We start from the raw sequence: 21221 nt of genomic DNA on the forward strand, positions 1-21221 counted from the left end.
GACAGCGATGACCACAGCCACCCCCACCGAGTCCGTCACCGACAAGGCTCCTGAGTGCCTCGTCGAGAAGCGCGGACACATCCTCATCGTCACGATGAACCGTCCGGAGGCGCGTAACGCGCTCTCCACCGAGATGATGCGGATCATGACCGAGGCCTGGGATCAGGTCGATTCCGATCCCGACATCCGGGTCGCGATCCTCACCGGCGCGGGCGGTTACTTCTGCGCCGGGGCCGACCTGAAGAGCATGAACAAGAAGGCCCCCGGTGACACCGTCGACTCCGGCGCCTGGAACCCCGCGTCGCTGCCGGCGCTGCTGAAGGGCCGTCGCCTGACCAAGCCGCTGATCGCCGCGGTCGAGGGCCCGGCCATCGCAGGCGGTACCGAGATCTTGCAGGGAACCGACATCCGCATCGCCGGCGAGAGCGCCAAGTTCGGTGTGTCCGAAGCGCGTTGGGGCCTCTACCCGATGGGCGGCAGCGCGGTCCGCCTCGTCCGCCAGATTCCCTACACCGTCGCTTGCGACATCCTGCTGACCGGCCGTCACGTCACCGCACGCGAGGCCCTCGAGTACGGCCTCATCGGCCACGTCGTCGAGGACGGCAAGGCACTCGACAAGGCGCTCGAGCTGGCCGAGAAGATCGCCGCCAACGGTCCGCTCGCCGTCCAGGGCATCCTCAAGACCATCCGCGACACCGAGGGTCTGCACGAACTCGACGCCTTCGAGCTCGACGCGAAGATCGGCGTCGCGGTCTTCAAGTCGAAGGACGCCAAGGTCGGACCCCGCGCGTTCGCGGAGAAGCGCACCCCGGAGTTCACCGGAGAGTGAGAGCCACCCACCGCCGGTGAGAATCCACACCGCACTTTTCGGTCCACAGCACGCGGCCGAACGCACCCGGGCGTTACGGGACGTCGGAGTCGACGGGGTGTTCACGTTCGACGGCCCGCACGACGTCTTCAGCCCGCTGTTCGGCGCGTCCGGCGTCGACGACGTCGCGCTGATGACCAACGTCGCGATCGCGTTCCCACGCAATCCGATCACGGTCGCCCATCAGGCCAATGATCTCCAGCTGCTCAGCGGCGGCCGGTTCACGCTCGGACTGGGGACTCAGATCCGCCCGCAGATCGAGAAGCGGTTCGGGGTGCCGTTCGAGCGTCCGGTCGACCGCATGGTCGAATTCGTCGCCGCTTTACGCGCGATCTTCGACTGCTGGCAGAACGGCGCCCGCCTCGACTTCGACGGCGAGTTCTACCGCCATCGGCTCATGACGCCGATGTTCAACCCCGGACCGAATCCGCACGGGCTGCCACCGATCTTCGTCGGTGCCCTGGGACCGCGCCTCACCCGCGCCGTCGCCGAACATGCGGACGGCCTGCTCGTCATGCCGTTCACCACCGACCGGTTCGTCCGCGAATCGATCCTGCCGCGTGTCGACGCCGGCCTGGCGGCGTCGGGGCGTCGTCGTGAGGACTTCTCGGTGATGCCGGAGATCATCGTGGCCACCGGTCGTACCGAGGAGGAGTTCGAGACCTCGGTCGACGCGGCCCGGCGCCTGCTGTCGTTCTACGGCTCCACACCGGCCTATCGGCCGGTGCTGGAGTTGCACGGCTACGGCGACCTCCAGACCGAACTCAACCTGCTGTCGAAGCAGGGCCGCTGGGCCGAGATGGTCGGACTCGTCGACGACGAGCTCCTCGAGCTCATCGTCGCCCACGGCAGCCCCCGCGACGTGGCCGCGACGATCCGCGCACGATCGGATGACATCGCCACGGATGTCGCCATCTACCAACCGTTCCCGCTCGCCGACGAGACGCTCGCCGAGATCATGGACGGCCTCGAGGCGTAGCGCCCCAAACACGGATCACACCAGCGTCGCCAGCTGCCGGATGGTGTCGGTGTCGCGGGCGGTGACCATCAGCATGGTGACGCCGGCGGCCTCCCATTCCTTGATCTGTGCGCGGACCTCGTCGGCGGTGCCGACGAGCATCGTCTCGCGGACCATCTCGTCGGGCACCGCGGCCATCGCCTCGGCCTTCTTGCCGCTGAGGAACAGACTCACGATCTCGTCGACCGCTTCGCCGTAACCCATCCGCTTGTACAGCTCGGCGTGAAAGTTCCTCTCCTTGGCGCCCATTCCGCCGACGTACAGCGCGGTCGAGGGCCGGTAGAGTTCGATCGCCGACGCGACGTCGTCGGTGATGACGACCTGCACGGTGGCGGCGACCTCGAAGTCCTCACGGCTGCGGCGGGCGCCCGGGCGGGCGAAGCCCTCGTCGAGCCAGGAGTTGTACTGATCGGCGAGTCCGAGGCTGAAGAAGATGGCGAGCCAGCCGTCGGCGATCTCGGCGGTCTGCGCGACGTTCTTCGGACCTTCGGCGCCCAGCCAGATCGGCAAATCGGCGCGCAGCGGGTGCGTGATCGGCTTGAGCGGCTTGCCGAGTCCGGTGGCACCGGGCGCGTCGGCGGGATATGGCAGCGGATAGTGCGGCCCGTCGTTGGTCACCTTGTCGGCACGCGCGAGCACGTCGCGGACCACCTGAACGTATTCGCGGGTGCGCGCCAACGGTTTTCCGAACGGTTCGCCGTACCAGCCCTCCACCACCTGCGGCCCGGAGACACCGAGGCCGACGATATGCCGGCCGTTCGACAGGTGATCCAGGGTCAACGCATGCATTGCCAGCGATGTCGGCGGCCGTGCCGACAGCTGGGCCACCGCGGTGCCGAGCCGGATGCGCGACGTCGCCGCGCCCCACCACGCCAGCGGTGTGTAAGCGTCCGATCCCCAGGACTCCGCGGTGAACACCGCGTCGAACCCGCACTCCTCCGCGACCGCGATCAACTTCGGCGCGTTCGGGATCGGATCGGCACCCCAATATCCGAGTTGCAGACCGAGTTTCACTCCACTCCCCTCTCGCCGGGCCGTCGGGAATCTCGCGGCCTGACATGCATCTTGTGTCCAATACTAGAACGTGTTCTACTCAAGTCGTGAGCATGAGCGTAACGTCTCCCGCCGCCGGCAACCCCATCGCCAGTCCCGTTGCCACGGTGCCCGAGCCGAAGTCCCCGATCCTGACCGCTCCCCTGATCAACTCCTTCGACTACACCCGGTCACTGGGCCCGGTGCTGAGCCAGTTCGCGCTCGCACTGCGCGACGGCCGGATCGTGGGGTCGAAGGGCAGCGACGGCGCAGTGTCTGTGCCGCCGGTCGAATTCGATCCCGTCACCGGACAACAGTCGACGGAGATCGTGGAGGTCTCGACCGTCGGCACCGTCACCAGCTGGACCTGGCACGACGCCCCGGTGCCCGGACAGCCGCTCGACAAGCCCTTCGCCTGGGCCCTGATCAAACTCGACGGCGCGGACACCACACTGCTGCACGCGGTTTCGGTGGACTCCCCGTCGGAGATCTCGACCGGCCTGCGCGTGCACGCGGTGTTCTCCGCGGCACGGATCGGCCGCATCGACGACATCGCGTACTTCGCCCCGGGTGAGAGCACCGACGCCGCACCCGAGAACACCGCGGACGCACCGAAGGGCGCCGACACCGGCCTCGTCGTCATCCCGACCCCCGTCACCACCGAGATCACGCACTCCGCCAACGAGGAGGAGTCCGTCTACCTCGAAGGATTGAAGGCCGGCAAGCTGATCGGCACCCGCATCGGTTCGGGCGTCGACGAAGGTCGCGTGTACTTCCCGCCCCGCGGGGTGAGTCCCGCCGACGGGTCACGGGCCGTCGAACGCGTCGAACTCGCACACACCGGTATCGTGACGACGTTCTGCATCGTCAACGTGCCGTTCCAGGGCCAGCGGATCAAGCCGCCCTACGTGGCCGCCTACGTGCTCCTCGACGGCGCGGACATCCCGTTCCTGCACCTGATCCTCGACTGTGAGGCCGCTGATGTCCGAATGGGCATGCGAGTCAAGGCCGTCTGGCTCCCCGAAGACGAGTGGGAGTACTCGATCGGCAACATCAGCCACTTCGCGCCCACCGGCGAACCAGACGCCGACTACGAAACCTACAAGGATCACCTCTGATGACACTGCCACCGATCGCGATCATCGGATTCGCCCACAGCCCCAACATCGAGGGAAGCCACGGCACCACCAACGGTGTCGAGATGCTCATCCCCTGCTTCGACAAGCTCTACGCCGAACTGGGCATCGCCCGCACCGACATCGAGTTCTGGTGTAGCGGATCATCAGATTACCTTGCCGGACGCGCCTTCTCGTTCATCTCCGCGATCGACTCGATCGGGGCGATGCCGCCGATCAACGAGTCCCACGTCGAGATGGACGGCGCTTGGGCGCTGTATGAGGCGTGGGTGAAGATCGCCACCGGCGAGGTCGACCTCGCGCTGGCCTACGGCTTCGGCAAGGCTTCCGCGGGCAACACCGACCAGACCCTGGCGCTGCAGACCGACCCCTATACGGTCGCCCCGCTGCGTCCGGACGCCCGGTCGCTCGCGGCCCTGCAGGCGCGCGCCGGCGTCGACGCCGGAACCTGGACCGAGGCCGACATGGCCGCCATCGGGGCCCGCACGTCCGGCGGTTCCGTCGACGATCTGCTGGCGAGCGACTACGTCGCGAGTCCGCTGCGCCGCCACGACATCGCGCCCTACACCGACGCCGCCGCCGCGGTCGTCATCGCCAGCGAACGCAAAGCCCGTGAACTGGTGGCCAATCCGGCGTTCGTCACCGGCTGGGACCACCGGATCGACACCCCGAACTTCGGCGCTCGGGACCTGACCATCTCGCCGTCGACGAAGCTCGCCGGAGACACCGCGTTCGGCGATGCGAGTCGCGCCGTGGACGTCGCGGAGATCCACGCGCCGTACACCCACCAGGAGATCATCGTGCGCAACGCTCTGGGTCTCCCGGATTCGGTGCGGATCAACCCGTCCGGCGGCGCACTGGCCGGCAACTCGCTGTTCTCTGCGGGCCTGCAGCGTATCGGCTACGCGGCCCACGAGATCCTGAGCGGCAACGCCGGAACCGCCGTCGCCCACGCGACGAGCGGTCCACTGCTGCAGCAGAACATGGTGGTCACCTTGAGCGCACAGAACAACGCGGGAGGCGGAAACTGATGGGGCACAAGAACCGTGCGGCGGTCCTCGGTACCGGCCAGACCCGCTACGTTGCCAAGCGATCCGACGTCACGATGGCCGGGATGGTCCGCGAGGCCATCGATGCGGCACTGATCGACTCCAAGGTCTCCCTCGACGACATCGACGCGATCGTCATCGGCAAGGCCCCCGACCTCTTTGAGGGGTCGATGATGCCCGAGCTCGCGATGGCGGAGGCGATCGGCGCGGTCGGCAAGCGGCTCATCCGCGTGCACACCGCCGGCTCGGTCGGCGGTTCGACGGCGAACGTGGCCGCGTCCCTGGTCTTCGCCGGCGTCCACAAGCGCGTGCTCGCCGTCGCATGGGAGAAGCAGTCCGAGTCCAATGCGATGTGGGCATTGTCGATCCCGGTGCCGTTCACCAAACCGGTCGGCGCCGGCGCGGGCGGCTTCTTCGCGCCGCACGTGCGTTCCTACATCCGCCAGTCGGGCGCCCCGGAGCACATCGGCGCGATGGTCGCGGCGAAGGACCGTCGCAACGGCGCCCTCAATCCCCTTGCGCATCTCCACCAGCCGGATCAGAGCGTCGAGAAGGTCATGAGCTCGCAGATGCTCTGGGACCCCATCCGTTACGACGAGACGTGCCCGTCGTCGGACGGCGCGTGTGCGGTCGTGATCGGTGACGAACAGGTTGCCGACGACGCGGTCGCCGCCGGCAACCCGGTCGCCTGGATCCACGCCACCGCGATGCGCACCGAACCGCTGTCCTTCGCCCACCGCAACGTGGTGAGTCCGCAGGCCGGCCGCGATGCCGCTGCCGCACTGTGGAAGTCGGGCGGGATCAGCAATCCGCTCGACGAGATCGACGTCGCCGAGATCTACGTGCCGTTCTCCTGGTTCGAACCGATGTGGCTGGAGAACCTCGGGTTCGCCGACGAAGGCCAGGGCTGGAAGCTGACCGAATCCGGTGACACCGAGATCGGCGGCCGCATCCCGCTCAACGCCTCGGGTGGCGTGTTGTCGTCGAACCCGATCGGCGCGTCGGGCATGATCCGTTTCGCCGAGGCCGCGATCCAGGTCATGGGCAAGGCCGGCGACCACCAGGTCGACGGTGCCCGTAAGGCCCTGGGTCACGCCTACGGCGGTGGCTCACAGTACTTCTCGATGTGGCTCGTCGGAGCCGACAAGCCGCTCCACTGACCGGCGTTTCGTAGCATTCTTGCGCGCCATCTGCGCATGAATGCTACGAAATCCGTTCGGGCAGAGCACAGGTCGCGCCATCTGACATTCCGGTCGGGCGGACACCCAGCGACTGGTTGAGGCGTGCCCGCTGGTTCTCCCAGGCGACGGTCATCGCGAGTTCGACGATCTGAGTCTCCGTGAGGTGTTCACCGAGGCGTCGACGCAGGTCCGCGAGATCATCCCCCACTGCTGGGGTCAGGGTCATCGCCTCGGCGTAGGCGATGACGAGTTTCTCCAGATCGCTGTAGGCCGTCGAGTTCTGATAGCGCGGAAGGTCGCGCATCTGTTGTTCGGTGACGCCGGAACTCGCGGCCAGCGCCGATCCGATGTCGAGACAGAACTCGCAGCTCACCATCCCGGCGGCCTTGAGTTCGGCGAGCTCTTTGAGTTTCGGGTCCACCTTGTTGGACAGCAGCATCGCGCTCTCCACCCCGACCGTAGCCCCGGCGAGCAGCGGGCGGCGCCCGAGTTGCCGGATGAGGTCGGTGCGATGACGTTTCGCCTGCCCGAACGCGCGGATGAAGTGTCGGATTCGATGTAGTGATCTCATACCGGTTCTTCCCGTCCTCGCCGGTGGCTGTAACGCCACGCGATCAAGTATGTGACCAGCAGAACGATCGCCGCCAGCCCCGCCGACCCGTGCGCCACGGCCCCCCACGCGAAGACCCCGATCTCGTGCACGCCACGGCCGCCCATGACCAGCCCGAGCGGCACCCCGACGATGACCGCCAGTGGCAGCCCACGCCGACGCGTCGACGCCACCGCGATCGCGGCACCGATCGCGATGAACGCGAGGCCGCCGTCGATCATCGCGTGCTGGTTGTACGGCTCGCCGAGCGAGGTCGAGATCCACTCGCCTGCAACCATGTTCACCACACCGTGGACGACCAGCACGATGCCCAGCACGGCTGCGGAAACCTGCGCGAGCGACCATCGCCACCGACTGTCCCGCGGCCTCGCCTCGGCGACCCGTCGTTCGACGGCGGCGTACGTCGACGCGGACGGCTCGCGCCGGAACGCGTTCGCCAGCACCACCAGGTCGGGGTCCACCGACCCCGGCCGGGCGGAGCCGGCCAGGACTGCTGCGATGTCGTCGTCGAGACGCGCAGCGGCGGCGATCTCGACAGGGTCGAAGGCCACGTCGGCCTCGTACGGATCAGGCGACGTCACTGTGGCATCACCTCCCTCAGCTTCGCCACGCCTCGGTAGACGAGCATCCGGGCGGCGGTCGCCGAGATACCCATCGCCGCTCCGATCTCCTCCGAGGTCAGCTCGGTGGCAAATCGCAGCGTGACCGCCTCACGCTCCCGGGCGGTGAGCACCCACAACCGGCTTCGGACATCCTCGACGTCTGCGGCCCGCAGCATCGCCGTCTCCGGATCATCCGCGGCGGCCCCGCGCCGGTCGATGTCGACATCCACCTCGGCCACGGGCACCTCCCGGGCATTGCGTGCCCACCAGTCCGCCACGACGTGTCTGGCGATCCCGATGAGCCACCCGCCTATCGTGCCGCGCCGGTCGTCGAAGCCGCCCCGCGAACGAATCGCCTTGGCGAACACCTCCGCGGTCACATCGTCGGCGTCGGCGTCTCCCGGCACGCGTGTACGCACGTAGCGCCAGACCCCCGCAACGTGTTCGCGGTACACCGCGTCGAACTGGTCGATCGCGCCGGACTCCGAGTCCTCACACCTTTCGTGTCGACGTTCCCTCGACTCATCTTCCGCCCGGCACCGCCGGCTGTAACGACGGATCGGACGAAGAAACCGCGGGCGGGACAGGTGACGTGGTCACCGGTCCCGCCCGCGGCGGATCGTTGTGCGAGGTCAGGCCTTGCGCACCGAGTTGATCGTCCTCTCGACCTCCCAGTAGGCCCGGAGCGCCGAGAGCCGGCCCTCCGAGTCGGCGTGGTAGGTGAACACGCCGCGTGCCTCGGAGACGTGACCTGCGATGTGGGTGACGATGCTGCCGATGTAGGCGACCTCGTTCCCGCAGATGATCTCCTCGTCGAAGCGGAACTCGATGCTCTCGGTGGCTGCGATCGACTTGTCCCAGAACTCCGAGATGCGGTCGTATCCCCGGAATCCGACACCCTCGGGGTCGAACATCGAGGGGCCCACCGGATCCTGGACGATGGCGTCCGGCGCGAAGTTGTCGATCCACGCCTGCTTGTCGCGGGACTCCACGAACTCTCGGGAACGACGCCCCGCCACGACAGCGGGATGGTTCTCGCGGTCGATGTTCAGGTAGGCGGGTGCCTCTTCAGCTGCGGTCACTTCGTCCCGTAGTCGACGCGGAGTTCCTTGACACCGTTGATCCACCCGTGGCGGAGACGACGAGGCGCGTCGAGCTTGGTGATGTCCGGGACGAGGTCGGCAAGCGCGTTGAACATCAGGTTGATCTCCATGCGTGCCAGGTTGGCGCCGACGCAGAAGTGCGCACCGTTGCCACCGAAGCCGACGTGCGGGTTCGGGTCGCGAAGGATGTTGAACGAGAACGGATCGTCGAAGATATCTTCGTCGTAGTTGGCCGAGCCGTAGAACATTCCGACGCGCTCGCCCTTCTTGATGTCGACGCCGCCGATCTGCGTGTCGCGCTTGGCGGTTCGCTGAAAGCAGTTGACCGGGGTGGCCCAGCGGACGATCTCGTCGACCGCGGTCGCCGGACGCTCCTTCTTGAACAGTTCCCACTGGTCGGGGTTGTCCAGGAAGGCGTTCATACCGTGGCTGATCGCGTTGCGCGTGGTCTCGTTGCCGGCGACGGTCAGCAGGATGAAGAAGAACCCGAACTCCGTCTCGTCGAGATGCTGGCCGTCGATGTCGGCGTTGACGAGAGTGGTGACGATGTCGTCGCCCGGATTGCGACGCTTCTCCTCGGCCATCTGGTAGCCGTAACCGAGGATCTCGGCGTTGGCCTGCTGCGGATCCGTCGTGTAGTCCGGATCGTCGGCGTTCATCATCGAGTTCGACCAGTCGAACAGCTTCTCGCGGTCCTCCTGGGGCACACCGAGGAGGTCTGCGATGGCGAGTAGCGGCAGGTCGACGGCGACATCCTTGACGAAGTCGCCGGTGCCCTTCTCCGCGGCACGCGACACGATCTCGCGGGCGGCGTCGTCGAGCTTCTCCTCCAGCGAGTGCACCGCACGGGGGGTGAACAGCTTGGAGACCAGCTTGCGGAGGCGGGTGTGCTCCGGCGGATCGTGGTTGATCAGCAGCGCTTTGGTGATCTCGATCTGCTCGGCGGTCATGTCGTCTTCGAAACGCATGATGACGCCGTTGGCGTTGGTCTCCCAGTCATCGTTGTTCTTGGAGATCTCGCGGACGTGGGCGTGCTTGGAGATCACCCAGTACCCGCCGTCGTGGAAGCCACCACCCTTGCCGGGTGCCTGGGCGTTCCACCAGACCGGCGCGGTCTTACGGAGCTGCGCGAACTCCTCCACTGGGATTCCCTGCTCGAGCAGGTCCGGGTTGGTGAAATCCCACCCCTCCTGCTCCATGAACGCACACTTGCCGACGACGTCGGAAGGGCTCGTGCGCGCAGAATCCGCCGTGGTCGGCTCACTGCCGATCGGGGCACTCTGGGCCTGGGTCACGTCACACCACCTCGCTGGAGATTTAGAACCTGTTTCACTCTCATTAGACCACATTGTGACACACGCGACAGCCCCCGATGAGAACTTGTTCTAGTTTTGGATGACCGGATGGTCCCCCAACTGCGGACTTAATCCATGGAACAAGTAACATCCACTACGTTCCAGTAGGCAGCGGGAGGGCTCGAATCGCCGCTCGAGGCGGTCGCGACCAGCCTTCCAATGCCGCCCATGGACGCAAACATAGAACATGTTCTAGCTTGAATACACGGCCTCGGCACATCCGTCGAAGCGCCGTCGACCCGTAGACGACGGACTGGTTCCGCCGGGTGAACGAAGGAGTTGAGATGGGCGTTCCGGTCATCGTGGAAGCAGTACGCACGCCGATCGGCAAGCGCGCCGGGTGGTTGTCAGGCCTCCATGCAGAGGAGTTGCTGGGCATCACACAGCGCGGTCTCATCGAGAAGGCCGGTATCGACCCGGCACTCGTAGAGCAGGTCATCGGCGGTTGCGTCACGCAGGCCGGCTCACAGGCGGGCAACGTCTCCCGCAAGGCGTGGCTGTCCGCCGGACTCCCCGAGCACACCGGCGCCACGACGATCGACGCCCAGTGCGGATCGGCCCAGCAGGCCAACCACCTCATCGCCGGGCTCATCGCCTCGGACGCCATCGAGGTCGGCATCGCCTGCGGCGTGGAGACGATGACCACCGTGCCGCTCGGTGCGAATGTCGGCACCAGCGCCGGCCCGTACCACGCGGACTCGTGGAACGTTGACCTGCCGAACCAGTTCGAGGCGGCCGAGCGCATCGCGAAGCGTCGCGGGATCACCCGCGCCGACGTCGACGGACTCGGTGAGCGCAGCCAGCGCCTCGCCCGTCAAGCCTGGGACGAAGGCCGTTTCGGCCGCGAGATCCTCTCGTTCAAGGCGCCCGAACGGACCAAGGAGGGCGAGTTCACCGGCAACATCATCGACGTCAGCCGCGACCAGGGCCTGCGTGAGACCACCCTCGAATCCCTCGCTGCACTCAAGCCCGTCATCGAGGGCGGCATCCACACCGCCGGAACGTCGTCGCAGATCTCCGACGGCGCAGCCGCTGTCCTGATCATGGACGAGGCGAAGGCCCGCGCACTCGGACTGACCCCGCGCGCCCGCATCAAGGCGCAGGCGCTCGTCGGTTCGGAACCCCACTTCCACCTCGACGGCCCGGTCCAGGCGACCGAGCGCGTCCTCGCGAAGTCGGGGATGTCGTTGTCCGACATCGACATCGTCGAGATCAACGAGGCCTTCGCCTCGGTCGTGCTCAGCTGGGCCCAGGTCCACAACGCCGACATGGATCGCGTCAACGTCAACGGCGGCGCCATCGCCCTCGGACATCCCGTGGGCAGCACCGGTTCCCGCCTCATCACGACCGCACTGCACGAGCTCGAGCGCCGCGACGGCCAGACCGCTCTCATCACGATGTGCGCTGGCGGCGCCATGGCCACCGGCACCATCCTCGAGCGCATCTGAGTATCGGATGCCCCTCCTCGACCCGGACAAGAAGCCCGCACAGCTCGATTCGCCGATCGTCGGCACACTCATCAAGGTCGGCTCGCGGATCAACACGCGGCTGTACAAGGCGACCGGCGGCCGGATCGGTGGCACCTGGCGCGTCGGCGCGGGCCTGAAGAAGCCCGCGCCGGTGTGCCTGCTCACCACCATCGGCCGCAAGTCGGGTGAACCCAGGACCGTGCCGCTGGTCTACCTCCGGCGCGGCGACCAGTTCGTCGTCGTCGCGTCGCAGGGCGGCTCGGCGAAACACCCTGCCTGGTACCTCAACCTGCGCGACAACCCCAGCGTCACAGTCCAGCTCGGCAAGGAGACGTTCGACCTCACGGCGCGTACCGCCACCGAGGCCGAACGCGCCGAGGTGTGGCCGGAACTGGTCGAGGTCTACGCGGACTTCGACACCTACGTCGCGTGGACGGACCGAACGATCCCGGTCGTCATCTGTGAGCCGGCGCAGCGCTAACCCGGTCGCGCCAGCTCCCGCACCGCCGCACCGGTCCAGGCGTCGAGGAACGCCCTGAGTTCGTCGCCGCTCCGGTGCGACACGGCGTCGAGCACCATGGATTGCAATGTGCGCAACACGATCTCGGCGATGAGGTCGAGTGCGGCGTCGTCGTGGCAATGGTCGGTCCAACTGGCCTCGAGCCGGTCGACCATCGTGCGTGCGAATCGTCGGGCGTCGTCGGAGGTGAATCCGCCGACCACCGGCACGCTCAACTTGTCCGCTCGTAGCAGCAGGCCGACGTAGTCGTCTTCGGCGAGTTCTTCGAGCACTGCGGCAATACCCTCCACGATCGCCGCGTCGGGTTCGGTGATGCCGGCCAGCCGCGTCATCACTCGTTCGAGAAGCCCTTCGACGGCGTCGAATGCGGTCGCCGACAACAACTCCTCAATCCCGGAGAAGTAGCGGTACACCGTCTGCCGGGTGACTCCCAGCTCGCGTGCGACGTCGGCGATGCTGGTGGCCGTGCCGCGCCGATCGATGGTCGTGCGGGTCGCCGCGAGGATCCGCGCGACCGCCTCGGCGTCGTTGACGGGTACCCGACCACTCCAACCATGTGTGCGCATCAGCTCACGAGCCTACCCCTCAAGGCTCGCTGCGCTCGCTCCTCAGGCAGCTGGACCAGCAGTTTTCCGGCGACCGCTTCGACTGACCATACGATTTCATAGTTGGTGTATGGTGTGGTGACGTGGCACACAGTGCACCCGCGTGCCCGTCGACCGGAGGTTCGAGATGACGACACCGACCAGGGCCGGCCCGTTCCACGACGGCTTCGACTTCACCGATCCCGACCTGCTCCAGCAGCACGGCATGCCGGTGCGGGAGTTCGCCGAGCTACGACGCACCGCGCCGGTCTGGTGGAACGCGCAACCGGAAGGTACGTCCGGCTTCACCGACGGCGGATTCTGGGTGATCTCCAAGCACGCGCATATCCGTGAGATCTCGAAGAACCACCAGTTGTGGTCCACCAACGCCAAGGGCGCGATCCTGTGCCTGCCCGACTACGTGACCCCGGACCAGATCGAACTGACCAAGGCACTGCTCATCAACCATGATCCGCCGGAGCACACTCGACTGCGAAAGATCGTGTCGCGCATGTTCACTCCGCGCTCCGTCGCGCTGCTCAAGGAACAGCTGACCGCCTCGGCGCACGAGATCGTCGAGGCCGCGGCCGCGAAGGGCAGGGGCAACTTCGTCGACGACATCGCCGTACACCTTCCCCTGCAGTCGATCCTGGACCTCATCGGCGTCCCGCAGGCCGATCGCGAGCGCCTCCATGTGCTCGTCGACGCGATGATCAACAACGATGATCCTGAGGAAACGATCGACCCGGCAACCGCGAATGCCGAGGTACTCGGTTACGCCTATGCGATGGCCGAGGAACGACGCAACAACCCCACCGACGACCTCATCACCACCCTCATCGAGGCCAACATCGACGGCGAGGGCATGACCGAGATCGAGTTCGGATTCTTTGTCGTCCTGCTCATCACCGCCGGCAACGAGACCACCCGCAACGCGACCTCGCACGGGATGAACGCTTTCCTGGACCACCCGGAGACGTGGGATCTGTACAAACGCGAACGTCCCGCGACCGCCATCGAAGAGATCCTGCGGTGGTCGACACCCGTTCACGGCTTCCAGCGAACCGCACTGGCCGACACCCGACTCGGCGACGTCGACATCGCGGCCGGCCAGCGCGTCGGGCTGTTCTACAGCTCCGCGAACTTCGACGAAGAGGTCTTCGACGACCCGTTCACCTTCGACATCACGCGAGATCCCAACCCCCACCTGTCCTTCGGCGGCAACGGCGCCCACTTCTGCATCGGCGCCAACCTCGCCCGGCTCGAACTCAACCTGATCTTCAACGCCATCGCCGACACCCTGCCCGACATCGCACGACTCGGCGAGCTGCGTCGCGTGCGATCGGGCTGGCTGAACGGGGTCAAACAGCTCGACGTCGCGTATCGCAGCTGATCACCGGGTTCACCGGGTTGCCGCCGAAACCCATGCGGCAGAATCTCGTCCGGACCAGTTCGCCAGGGTCTCGACGGGTCCCGCCCCGTCGCGGGGTTCGACGACGACGCCGAAGGGGACGTTCGGGTCCTGGCGGATCTCGGGCCGGATGAACCGGCGGACGATCGCGAGGGTGGCGGTGGCGGCTTCCGGAACCGCTTCCGACGGCTGCCCGGTCGCCACCGCGAGATCCCATCCGTGCACGATCGTCTCGTTGACGTAACCCCACAACGCGCCGGCGCCGGGCACCTCACCCCACGGCACCTGCACCATCCTGGCGAGCACGGCGTCGTCGGACCAGAGGCCGACCGCCCGCGCCACGACCGTTGCGTACTCCTGCGCGTCGAAACGGTCGGCGATGAACGGCATGGCCCGTACGTCGACCCCCTCGGGTAGCGCCGCCGCTCGTTGGGCCGTCGCCAGCAGATGGGCCCCGAGCGTGCGGACGTCGAACTCGTCGCACGGCGTCGGCGCGGCCAGCTGCTCGGCGGTCACCTCGGAGAGCAGTCCGGTGACCCAGGTGGTGGCGGCCGCGAAGGCCGGGCGGGGATCCGGTGGGGTGGTCGGTGCGTTCATGTTCTTTCCTCTCTCGCTGACTGACGAGTCCAGTCAAACCGTGAAACCTGACATCTTCTGTCATATTTTTGCGAGATGATTGGGCATGCGCGCCGAACGCCTCATCGCGGTCCTGATGCTGCTCAAGAGACACGATCGGGTGACCGCGTCGACGATCGCCGCCGAACTCGGGGTGTCGGAGCGGACCGTGCTGCGCGACATCGAGGCACTCTCGCTGTCCGGGGTCCCGGTGTACGCCGAGCGCGGCAGGCACGGCGGCTTCTCGCTGGTCCCCGGCTACCGCACCGACCTGACCGGTCTGACAGTCGAGGAGGCGACCTCACTGCTCGCCGGAACGGGTCGGCTCGACTCCCCCGCCTTCGCCAGTGCGATGCGCAAGGTCACCGCGGCCATTCCCGAGGCGTACCGGGGAACCGCGGTCAGGGCCGCACAGCGGGTACTCGTCCGTCCCGAGGGATTCGTGCGCAGGCCGGAAGAACTCCATGCGCTCGATCCGGTGCAGTTCGCGGTCTTCGCGGGCAGGCGTATCCGCACCCGCTACCGCCCGCGCGACGCCGACGAGGCACGCGAACGGCTTCTCGATCCGGTCGGACTCATCATCGCCGGCGACACGTGGTACCTCGTCGCACACGGTGCGGGGTCGCGTGAGGGGACCGAGGAACGGATGTACCGGTTGTCCCGGATGAGCGAGGTCGAGGTCCTCGACGAGCCGGCGGTACGCGACGAGGACGTGGATCTCGACGAGATCTGGCAGCGTCGGCGCGCGGCGTTCCGGTCCTCGTTCGATCCGGTCGACGTGGTGGTCGACTGCGCCCCCGCGGACGTCGAGACGCTCCGGGCAACCGCACTCTCCGCAGAGACGCTGAGTGATGCCGGAGATCGGCAGCGCGTCGGACTCCGGTTCGCCGACCATCGGCATGCCGCCGGTGCGTTGTGGGGCTTGATGTTCGACCGCGACATCGTCGTACTCGAACCGGAGTGGGTCCGGGAGACCCTGGCCGACCGCGCCCGGGCAGTCCTCGCACGCCACTGAGAACCGCCCATGCGATCTGCCCCTGGAGTCGACCCTCCACAGGCGGTTCGGCGAATATGTCGACGGCCCGGCCACAGCGGGCGTTTTCAGGGGTGCTTGTCAGGAGCGGTTCTCAGGTGGACGTCTGAGGTCAGCCGACCCCGCGCTCGGAGTCGGCCCAGTACTGCGACCGCAGCGCCTTCTTGTCCGGCTTGCCCAGGGCGGTCAGCGGCAACGACTCGGCGAAGATGACCCGCTTCGGCGACTGCACCGCACCCTTGCGGTCCTTGACCGTCTGCTGGATCTCGGCAGTGATGCGTTCCTTGGCCGCGTCGTCGGCGTCCGCATCGGCACGCAGGACGACGATCGCCGTGACGGCCTCACCCCACTTCTCGTCGGGCACACCGATCACGCCGACCTGGCCGACGGCCGGATGCTCGGCCACGACGTCCTCGACCTCGCGGGGGAACACGTTGAAGCCGCCGGTGACGATCATGTCCTTGGTGCGGTCGACGATGAACCAGAAGCCGTCCTCGTCTTCACGCGCGACGTCGCCGGTACGCAGCCATCCGTCGCGGAAGGTCTCGGCCGTCTGCTCCGGGAGGCCGAGGTAACCACCGGCGAGAAGCGGTCCGGCGACACAGATCTCGCCCGGTTCGCCCTGGGGGACGGGCTTGTCGTCGGGGCCGAGGAGAGCCGTGCGCAGGAACGCCGACGGCCGGCCGCAACTGCTGAGGCGACGCTGGTCCTCCCCCGGACCCGGATGATCGCCCTTGGCGAGGTAGCTGATCACCATCGGCGCCTCGGACTGACCGTAGTACTGGGCGAAGATCGGGCCGAACCGTTCGATCGCCTCGGCGAGACGCACCGGATTGATCGGCGACGCACCGTAATACACGGTTTCCAGCGACGACAGATCACGCGTCCGCGAATCCGGGTGATCCATCAGCGCATACAGCATCGACGGCACGAGCATCGTCGCCGTGATCTTCTGTTCCTCGATGGTCTTGAGGACCTCGGCGGGGTCGAACTTCGACAGCACCACCATCGACCCGCCCTTCATGAGAGTCGGGATGAAGAAGGCCGCACCCGCATGCGACAGCGGGGTGCAGAGCAGGAACCGCGGGTGTTCCGGCCACTCCCATTCGGCGAGCTGGATCTGCGTCATGGTCGCCATCGCACGCGCGGTTCCGATGACGCCCTTGGGTTTTCCGGTGGTCCCGCCGGTGTAGGTGATCGAGACGACGTGCTCGGGTGACAGATGCGCGGCGACAAGCGGCTTCGGCTCGAAGTTCTCCGCCTCGGCGATGACGTCACGGGCCTGCGCCGACAACTGCTCGGGCACCGGACCGAGGGTCAGCACCTGCTTCAGGCCGGGGACGCGTTCGAGCAGGGCGGCCGCCCGCTCGACGAACATCGGCACGGGGTCGATGATGAGGGTCGAGACGCCGGCGTCGGCGAGGACGTAGGCATGGTCGTCGAGCGAGCCGAGCGGGTGCAGCGCGGTGCGTCGCCATCCCTGCGTCTGGCCGGCCCCGATGACGAAGAGCACCTCCGGACGATTCAGGGCCAGCAGACCGACCGCCGTGCCGGTGCCCGCGCCCAGACCCTCGAAGGCCTGGATGTACCGGCTGATCGCGGCGGCCATCTCACCACCCGTCATCTCGGTGTCCCCCAGGGACAACACCGTGCGATCGGCATGGCGCTTGAGCGCGGCGACCATCAGGTCGCCCATGTGCGTGCCCCCGCGAAGGTGATCGAAGTCGGTCGGTGCGGTCGTCGTGCCCTCGTTCGTCATGCCACAAGACTAGGACGTGTTACAGGTTCTCGAAAGAACCTCCACCAAATGGCGGTTCTGATGCGTAGAACCTGTTCTAACTCGACGCCGCCGGCACGGTTTCGAACCCACGATGCCGAGCCCCGGAAGGGCCGGGGGTGTCCTAGGATCGAAGCATGACTGATCTTGACCTGGCCACCACTCGCCGCGACATCGCCGACGCCCTGCTCACCGCGCTTGAGCGGCGACACGAGGTCCTCGACGCCATCGTCGACGCGGAGAATCACGACGAGGCCGTCACCGCCATCGTCGAGCTGCTCGGCAAGTCGCAGCTGGGTGCGAAGGCGATCCTGGACATGAAGCTGAACCAGCTGACCAAGGACGAGCGCCGCAAGAATCAGGCTGAGCTCGACGACCTCAACAACGCCCTGACCTTCACCCTGGTGGAGCGTCCGGCCAGTAGCGGGGACACCCTCGACCTGCGTCCGTTCGACCCGCAGGCCGACGCCGAACTGTTCGCGGCCCGTACCGACGAACTCGGCACCGCAGGCGACGGTTCGGGAGCACCGGCCGGTGACGTCGCCGCCGAGATCAGCGCCGCCACCGACCGCGTCGACGCCGAGGAGGCCGTGTGGCTCGTCGCCGTCGAGGGAGACTCCAAGGTGGGCTTCGTCTTCGGCGAGCTCAAGAACGGCGAGGTCGACCTGCGCATCTGGATTCACCCGCAGTACCGCAAGTCCGGCTATGGAACCGCCGCCCTGCGCAAGTCGCGCTCGGAGATGGCCGCGTACTTCCCCGGAGTGCCGATGGTCGTGCGCGCACCCGGCGCCTAGTCTCACAGCACGAAACGGCCGAACCCACTGCCCGACGGGGTGGTGGGTTCGGCCGTTTCGTCGTCGTTCTCCGTTGCAGGTCAGGCGGATTGGGGCCGCGGCAGCCCGAACCGCGCGACGATCGCGCGAATCCGGTTCTCCTCGTCGACGACGAACGTCTCCGACACCGGGGCACCGAGGCGCAGTGCCCGCGGGCGGACGTGCACCACGTAGCGAGTGGTGACGCTGTGCCCGTCGACGGTCGCGGTGAAGTCCGAGACGCGATGGATCAGGCGGAACTGCGGACCCTTCGCGAGGCTGCGGGCGATGTGCGGTCCGTTGCGCCCCGTACGCACGCCGAACTCGACGCGGGTGCAGTCGGGATGCAGCGACACCGCTGACGGGTCGTGGCTGACCAGGGCGTCGACATACGCCCGGGCCGCCGCGACCCGCTGTTGGTCTCTGTCGTCCGCCGAGGTCACCGCGCGCCGTAGACCGGCATCGGGACCGGCGCCTTGGCCAGGATCTCCTCGATCACCGGGCCGAGCTCGGCGACCTCCCAGCGAGAACCCTTGTCGCGCTCCACACTTCGCTGCCAGCCGTCGGTCACCGAGACCTTGCCGCCCTCGACCTCGAAGACCCGGCCGGTCACCGACCCCGCCTCGGGTGAACCCAGCCACACCACGAGCGGCGAGATGTTCGCCGGGTCCATCGCGTCGAAGGAGCCATCGGCGGGTGCGGCCATCTGTGCGGCCATCTCGTCGCCGGCGCCCATCGTCATCTGGGTTCGGGCCGCGGGCGCGATCGCGTTGACCGTGACGCCGTAGCCACCCAGCTCGGCGGCCGCCTGGATGGTGAGCGCGGAGATTCCCGCCTTCGCGGCGACGTAGTTGCCCTGGCCCACCGAGCCGTACAGTCCGGCACCGGAACTCGTGTTGATGATCCGCGCCTGCGGGGTGCGGCCGGCCTTGGCCTCGGCGCGCCAGTAGGCCGCGGCATGGCGCAGTCCGACGAAATGCCCCTTCAGGTGCACGCGGATGACGGCGTCCCACTCATCCTCCGAGAGCGACACCAGCATCCGGTCGCGGACGAAACCGGCGTTGTTGACGAGGATGTCGAGTTGACCGAACGTCTCGAGCGCCGTGGCGACCATGGTCTCGCCGCTCGCCCAGTCCGCGACATCGCCCACCGATGCAACGGCTTCGCCGCCGGCCGCGCGGATCTCGTCGACGACCCCGGCAGCCAGGTTCTCCGCGTAGTCATTGACCACGACCTTGGCGCCGTCGGCGGCGAAGGCGAGGGCGTGAGCCCGACCGATGCCCTGTCCGGCACCCGTCACGATGACGACGCGGCCCTCATTCAACTTGCTGCTCACGGTGTTTCCTTTCTGAACTGCAAAGACTTGTGGATCAGATGAATCAAACGGCATTGCCGGCGGTCGCGGCGTCGAGGAACGCGGGCTTCTCGCCCCCGCCGTGCACGGTGAGCGTCGAACCGCTGATGTAACCGGCGAGCGGCGAGAGCAGGAAGGCAACGGCGTTCCCGACGTCGACGGGCGTCGCCATCCGGCCCAGCGGGATGGTGGCGCCGACGGCCGCGACCCCGGCATCGTCTCCGTAGTGGAGGTGCGACTGTTCGGTCTCGACGGGTCCGGCGACGACGGAGTTGACCCGCACCTTCGGGGCCCATTCCACGGCCAGCGAGGTCATCAGGTTGTCGAGGCCGGCCTTCGCCGCACCGTAGGCCGAGGTGCCCGGCGAGGGTCGGTGCCCGCTGACGCTCGAGACGTTGACGATCGCGCCACCGTCCGGCTGCGTCTGCATGACCGCGTTCGCCGCCTTGGCCACGGCGAGCGGCGCCAGGAGGTTGAGGTCGACGATCTTGCTCGCGAAGCGGACCGAGGCGTCGGCGGCCAGCGCGAAGGGCGACCCACCGGCGTTGTTGACCACCCCGTCGAGGCGTCCGGCCCGGCCGACGATGCCGTCGACCATCGCCTCGACGGCGGCGGCGTCGCGGACGTCGCAGGAGAAGAAATCGAACTCGCGGAGGTCGTCGGCCAGGCTGTCGGCGTTGCGACCGCAGATCACCGGACGGGCACCCAGGCACGAGAGCACCCGGGTGATACCCGCCCCGACGCCGCGCGCGCCTCCGGTGACCAGGACAACCTTCCCGACCAGGCCCAGCTCGGCCTGTGACTGCGTCTGCATGGGTGCTACCCTACCAAACAACCAAGCACTTGCTTGGTTCAATGCTTGCGCAGCCCACGAGGTTGCCAAGGCAGCCACGAGAGGAGCACGCGTGCCGATCACCACGACACGTACCGAATCCGGCATCGTGACCATCACGGTCGACTACCCGCCGGTCAACGCGCTGCCATCGGCGGCGTGGTTCGAACTCGCCGATGCGGTCACCGCAGCCGGCGTCGACCCGGCGACGCATGTCGTGGTGTTGCGCGCCGAAGGACGCGGCTTCAACGCCGGCGTCGACATCAAGGAGATGCAGGCCACCGAGGGCTTCGACGCCCTGATCGGCGCCAACCGCGGATGTGCGGCGGCCTTCGGCGCCGTCTACGACTGTGCGGTCCCGGTGATCGTCGCGGTCAACGGCTTCTGCGTCGGCGGCGGCATCGGCCTGGTCGGCAACGCCGACGTCATCGTCGCCTCCGACGACGCGGTCTTCGGCCTTCCCGAGGTCGATCGCGGAGCACTCGGTGCAGCAACACATCTCGCCCGCCTGGTGCCGCAGCACATGATGCGCACCCTCTACTTCACCGCGAAGAACGTGACGGCCCAGCAGCTCGAGCATTTCGGTTCGGTGTACCGCGTCGTGCCCCGCGAGGAGCTCCTCGACGCCGCGCTCGAGGTCGCCGAGGCCATCGCCGCCAAGGACACCCGGGTCATCCGGGCGGCCAAGGAGGCCATCAACCACATCGACCCGGTCGACGTGAAGGCCAGTTACCGCCTCGAACAGGGCTTCACCTTCGAGCTGAACCTGGCCGGCGTCGCCGACGAACATCGCGACGCCTTCGTCTCGACCGGTAAGCCCCTCGCCTCGAACGCTTCTGACAACGGAGGACACGCCTGAG

The 21221-nt window shown here is 67.4% G+C and carries 23 protein-coding genes; 11 read left to right on the forward strand and 12 right to left on the reverse strand.

Going from position 1 to position 21221, the window contains the following annotated elements; translation table 11 throughout:
• Positions 1–7 precede the first annotated feature (7 nt).
• Complete coding sequence (locus GKZ92_RS18820) at positions 8–829, forward strand: crotonase/enoyl-CoA hydratase family protein (protein ID WP_042377526.1); 822 nt, start codon at positions 8–10, stop codon at positions 827–829.
• Between the two features lie 16 nt (positions 830–845).
• Positions 846–1847: a TIGR03617 family F420-dependent LLM class oxidoreductase gene (locus GKZ92_RS18825; protein ID WP_006360682.1), complete on the forward strand. Its 1002-nt coding sequence runs from the start codon at positions 846–848 to the stop codon at positions 1845–1847.
• Between the two features lie 15 nt (positions 1848–1862).
• On the opposite strand, the gene GKZ92_RS18830 is transcribed toward GKZ92_RS18825, so the two are convergent.
• Positions 1863–2900, reverse strand: a complete 1038-nt coding sequence (locus GKZ92_RS18830; protein ID WP_006360683.1) for an LLM class F420-dependent oxidoreductase — start codon at positions 2898–2900, stop codon at positions 1863–1865.
• A 92-nt stretch (positions 2901–2992) separates the two neighbouring features.
• Here GKZ92_RS18830 and GKZ92_RS18835 point away from each other — a divergent pair, with 92 nt between their 5' ends.
• The 3 genes from GKZ92_RS18835 to GKZ92_RS18845 are packed head-to-tail and all read left to right on the forward strand — an operon-like array spanning position 2993 to position 6263.
• Positions 2993–4036: a Zn-ribbon domain-containing OB-fold protein gene (locus tag GKZ92_RS18835; RefSeq protein WP_006360684.1), complete on the forward strand. Its 1044-nt coding sequence runs from the start codon at positions 2993–2995 to the stop codon at positions 4034–4036.
• Positions 4036–5085, forward strand: a complete 1050-nt coding sequence (locus GKZ92_RS18840) for a thiolase domain-containing protein (protein WP_006360685.1) — start codon at positions 4036–4038, stop codon at positions 5083–5085. The genes GKZ92_RS18835 and GKZ92_RS18840 overlap by 1 nt, the downstream gene beginning before the upstream one ends.
• Positions 5085–6263, forward strand: a complete 1179-nt coding sequence (locus tag GKZ92_RS18845) for a thiolase domain-containing protein (RefSeq protein WP_006360686.1) — start codon at positions 5085–5087, stop codon at positions 6261–6263. The genes GKZ92_RS18840 and GKZ92_RS18845 overlap by 1 nt, the downstream gene beginning before the upstream one ends.
• A gap of 43 nt (positions 6264–6306) precedes the next feature.
• Here GKZ92_RS18845 and GKZ92_RS18850 read toward each other — a convergent pair whose 3' ends face one another.
• From GKZ92_RS18850 to GKZ92_RS18870, 5 genes are all read right to left on the reverse strand, one after another.
• A complete protein-coding gene (locus GKZ92_RS18850; protein ID WP_155225521.1) occupies positions 6307–6855 on the reverse strand; it encodes a carboxymuconolactone decarboxylase family protein in 549 nt (182 codons plus the stop codon).
• Positions 6852–7475, reverse strand: a complete 624-nt coding sequence (locus GKZ92_RS18855; RefSeq protein ID WP_006360688.1) for a hypothetical protein — start codon at positions 7473–7475, stop codon at positions 6852–6854. The genes GKZ92_RS18850 and GKZ92_RS18855 overlap by 4 nt, the downstream gene beginning before the upstream one ends.
• On the reverse strand, positions 7472–7951 hold the full coding sequence (locus tag GKZ92_RS18860; protein WP_006360689.1) for an RNA polymerase sigma factor: 480 nt from the start codon (positions 7949–7951) through the stop codon (positions 7472–7474). Before GKZ92_RS18860 ends, GKZ92_RS18855 begins: the two co-directional genes overlap by 4 nt.
• A 177-nt stretch (positions 7952–8128) precedes the next feature.
• Positions 8129–8578 carry a nuclear transport factor 2 family protein gene (locus tag GKZ92_RS18865; protein ID WP_006360690.1) on the reverse strand — a complete coding sequence of 150 codons (450 nt, stop codon included), beginning with the start codon at positions 8576–8578 and terminating at the stop codon, positions 8129–8131.
• On the reverse strand, positions 8575–9894 hold the full coding sequence (locus tag GKZ92_RS18870) for a cytochrome P450 (protein ID WP_006360691.1): 1320 nt from the start codon (positions 9892–9894) through the stop codon (positions 8575–8577). Before GKZ92_RS18870 ends, GKZ92_RS18865 begins: the two co-directional genes overlap by 4 nt.
• Positions 9895–10238: 344 nt before the next feature.
• Here GKZ92_RS18870 and GKZ92_RS18875 point away from each other — a divergent pair, with 344 nt between their 5' ends.
• The gene (locus GKZ92_RS18875) at positions 10239–11402 is read left to right on the forward strand and encodes a steroid 3-ketoacyl-CoA thiolase (RefSeq protein ID WP_006360692.1); all 1164 of its coding nucleotides are present in this window, start codon (positions 10239–10241) and stop codon (positions 11400–11402) included.
• Between the two features lie 7 nt (positions 11403–11409).
• Positions 11410–11904, forward strand: a complete 495-nt coding sequence (locus GKZ92_RS18880) for a nitroreductase family deazaflavin-dependent oxidoreductase (RefSeq protein ID WP_006360693.1) — start codon at positions 11410–11412, stop codon at positions 11902–11904.
• Here GKZ92_RS18880 and GKZ92_RS18885 read toward each other — a convergent pair.
• A complete protein-coding gene (locus tag GKZ92_RS18885; protein WP_006360694.1) occupies positions 11901–12509 on the reverse strand; it encodes a TetR/AcrR family transcriptional regulator in 609 nt (202 codons plus the stop codon). The two genes, GKZ92_RS18880 and GKZ92_RS18885, sit on opposite strands and share 4 nt — an antisense overlap.
• A gap of 166 nt (positions 12510–12675) precedes the next feature.
• Here GKZ92_RS18885 and GKZ92_RS18890 point away from each other — a divergent pair, with 166 nt between their 5' ends.
• Positions 12676–13920: a cytochrome P450 gene (locus GKZ92_RS18890; RefSeq protein ID WP_006360695.1), complete on the forward strand. Its 1245-nt coding sequence runs from the start codon at positions 12676–12678 to the stop codon at positions 13918–13920.
• A 9-nt stretch (positions 13921–13929) separates the two neighbouring features.
• Here the strand turns inward: GKZ92_RS18890 and GKZ92_RS18895 are convergent, their stop codons facing one another.
• Entirely contained in the window at positions 13930–14535 is a 606-nt protein-coding gene (locus tag GKZ92_RS18895) for a TIGR03086 family metal-binding protein (protein WP_006360696.1), read from the reverse strand.
• Positions 14536–14620: 85 nt separating this feature from the next.
• On the opposite strand from GKZ92_RS18895, the gene GKZ92_RS18900 reads away from it, so the two are divergent.
• Positions 14621–15568 (forward strand): helix-turn-helix transcriptional regulator, encoded by a 948-nt coding sequence (locus GKZ92_RS18900; protein WP_006360697.1) that lies wholly within the window; start codon positions 14621–14623, stop codon positions 15566–15568.
• A gap of 130 nt (positions 15569–15698) precedes the next feature.
• Here GKZ92_RS18900 and fadD8 read toward each other — a convergent pair whose 3' ends face one another.
• On the reverse strand, positions 15699–17345 hold the full coding sequence (gene fadD8 / locus GKZ92_RS18905; RefSeq protein WP_006360698.1) for a fatty-acid--CoA ligase FadD8: 1647 nt from the start codon (positions 17343–17345) through the stop codon (positions 15699–15701).
• 155 nt (positions 17346–17500) lie between these two features.
• On the opposite strand from fadD8, the gene GKZ92_RS18910 reads away from it, so the two are divergent.
• The gene (locus tag GKZ92_RS18910; protein ID WP_006360699.1) at positions 17501–18157 is read left to right on the forward strand and encodes a GNAT family N-acetyltransferase; all 657 of its coding nucleotides are present in this window, start codon (positions 17501–17503) and stop codon (positions 18155–18157) included.
• An 80-nt stretch (positions 18158–18237) separates the two neighbouring features.
• Here GKZ92_RS18910 and GKZ92_RS18915 read toward each other — a convergent pair whose 3' ends face one another.
• From GKZ92_RS18915 to GKZ92_RS18925, 3 genes are read right to left on the reverse strand one after another with little or no spacing between them, the layout of a single operon-like run.
• Positions 18238–18618, reverse strand: coding sequence for a hypothetical protein (locus GKZ92_RS18915; protein ID WP_006360700.1), 381 nt, complete (start codon positions 18616–18618; stop codon positions 18238–18240).
• Positions 18615–19511, reverse strand: coding sequence for an SDR family oxidoreductase (locus tag GKZ92_RS18920; protein ID WP_006360701.1), 897 nt, complete (start codon positions 19509–19511; stop codon positions 18615–18617). The genes GKZ92_RS18915 and GKZ92_RS18920 overlap by 4 nt, the downstream gene beginning before the upstream one ends.
• A 43-nt stretch (positions 19512–19554) precedes the next feature.
• Positions 19555–20343 carry an SDR family oxidoreductase gene (locus GKZ92_RS18925; protein WP_006360702.1) on the reverse strand — a complete coding sequence of 263 codons (789 nt, stop codon included), beginning with the start codon at positions 20341–20343 and terminating at the stop codon, positions 19555–19557.
• Between the two features lie 91 nt (positions 20344–20434).
• Here GKZ92_RS18925 and echA20 point away from each other — a divergent pair, with 91 nt between their 5' ends.
• Positions 20435–21220 (forward strand): (7aS)-7a-methyl-1,5-dioxo-2,3,5,6,7,7a-hexahydro-1H-indene-carboxyl-CoA hydrolase, encoded by a 786-nt coding sequence (echA20, locus tag GKZ92_RS18930; protein ID WP_006360703.1) that lies wholly within the window; start codon positions 20435–20437, stop codon positions 21218–21220.
• Position 21221 lies beyond the last annotated feature (1 nt).

The sequence above is a fragment of the Gordonia sp. 135 genome (genome assembly GCF_009720185.1).
GTDB classification, from domain to species: domain Bacteria; phylum Actinomycetota; class Actinomycetes; order Mycobacteriales; family Mycobacteriaceae; genus Gordonia; species Gordonia alkanivorans.

Excerpts from the sequence above, each read along its gene's own strand:
- GKZ92_RS18890 (WP_006360695.1), top strand. The coding sequence starts at position 12,676 with ATGACGACACCGACCAGGGCCGGCCCGTTCCACGACGGCTTCGACTTC.
- GKZ92_RS18900 (WP_006360697.1), top strand. The coding sequence starts at position 14,621 with ATGCGCGCCGAACGCCTCATCGCGGTCCTGATGCTGCTCAAGAGACAC.
- GKZ92_RS18840 (WP_006360685.1), top strand. The coding sequence starts at position 4,036 with ATGACACTGCCACCGATCGCGATCATCGGATTCGCCCACAGCCCCAAC.
- GKZ92_RS18895 (WP_006360696.1), bottom strand. The coding sequence starts at position 14,535 with ATGAACGCACCGACCACCCCACCGGATCCCCGCCCGGCCTTCGCGGCC.
- GKZ92_RS18820 (WP_042377526.1), top strand. The coding sequence starts at position 8 with ATGACCACAGCCACCCCCACCGAGTCCGTCACCGACAAGGCTCCTGAG.
- fadD8 (WP_006360698.1), bottom strand. The coding sequence starts at position 17,345 with ATGACGAACGAGGGCACGACGACCGCACCGACCGACTTCGATCACCTT.
- GKZ92_RS18925 (WP_006360702.1), bottom strand. The coding sequence starts at position 20,343 with ATGCAGACGCAGTCACAGGCCGAGCTGGGCCTGGTCGGGAAGGTTGTC.
- GKZ92_RS18880 (WP_006360693.1), top strand. The coding sequence starts at position 11,410 with ATGCCCCTCCTCGACCCGGACAAGAAGCCCGCACAGCTCGATTCGCCG.
- GKZ92_RS18910 (WP_006360699.1), top strand. The coding sequence starts at position 17,501 with ATGACTGATCTTGACCTGGCCACCACTCGCCGCGACATCGCCGACGCC.
- GKZ92_RS18845 (WP_006360686.1), top strand. The coding sequence starts at position 5,085 with ATGGGGCACAAGAACCGTGCGGCGGTCCTCGGTACCGGCCAGACCCGC.
- GKZ92_RS18850 (WP_155225521.1), bottom strand. The coding sequence starts at position 6,855 with ATGAGATCACTACATCGAATCCGACACTTCATCCGCGCGTTCGGGCAG.
- GKZ92_RS18885 (WP_006360694.1), bottom strand. The coding sequence starts at position 12,509 with ATGCGCACACATGGTTGGAGTGGTCGGGTACCCGTCAACGACGCCGAG.
- GKZ92_RS18875 (WP_006360692.1), top strand. The coding sequence starts at position 10,239 with ATGGGCGTTCCGGTCATCGTGGAAGCAGTACGCACGCCGATCGGCAAG.
- GKZ92_RS18835 (WP_006360684.1), top strand. The coding sequence starts at position 2,993 with ATGAGCGTAACGTCTCCCGCCGCCGGCAACCCCATCGCCAGTCCCGTT.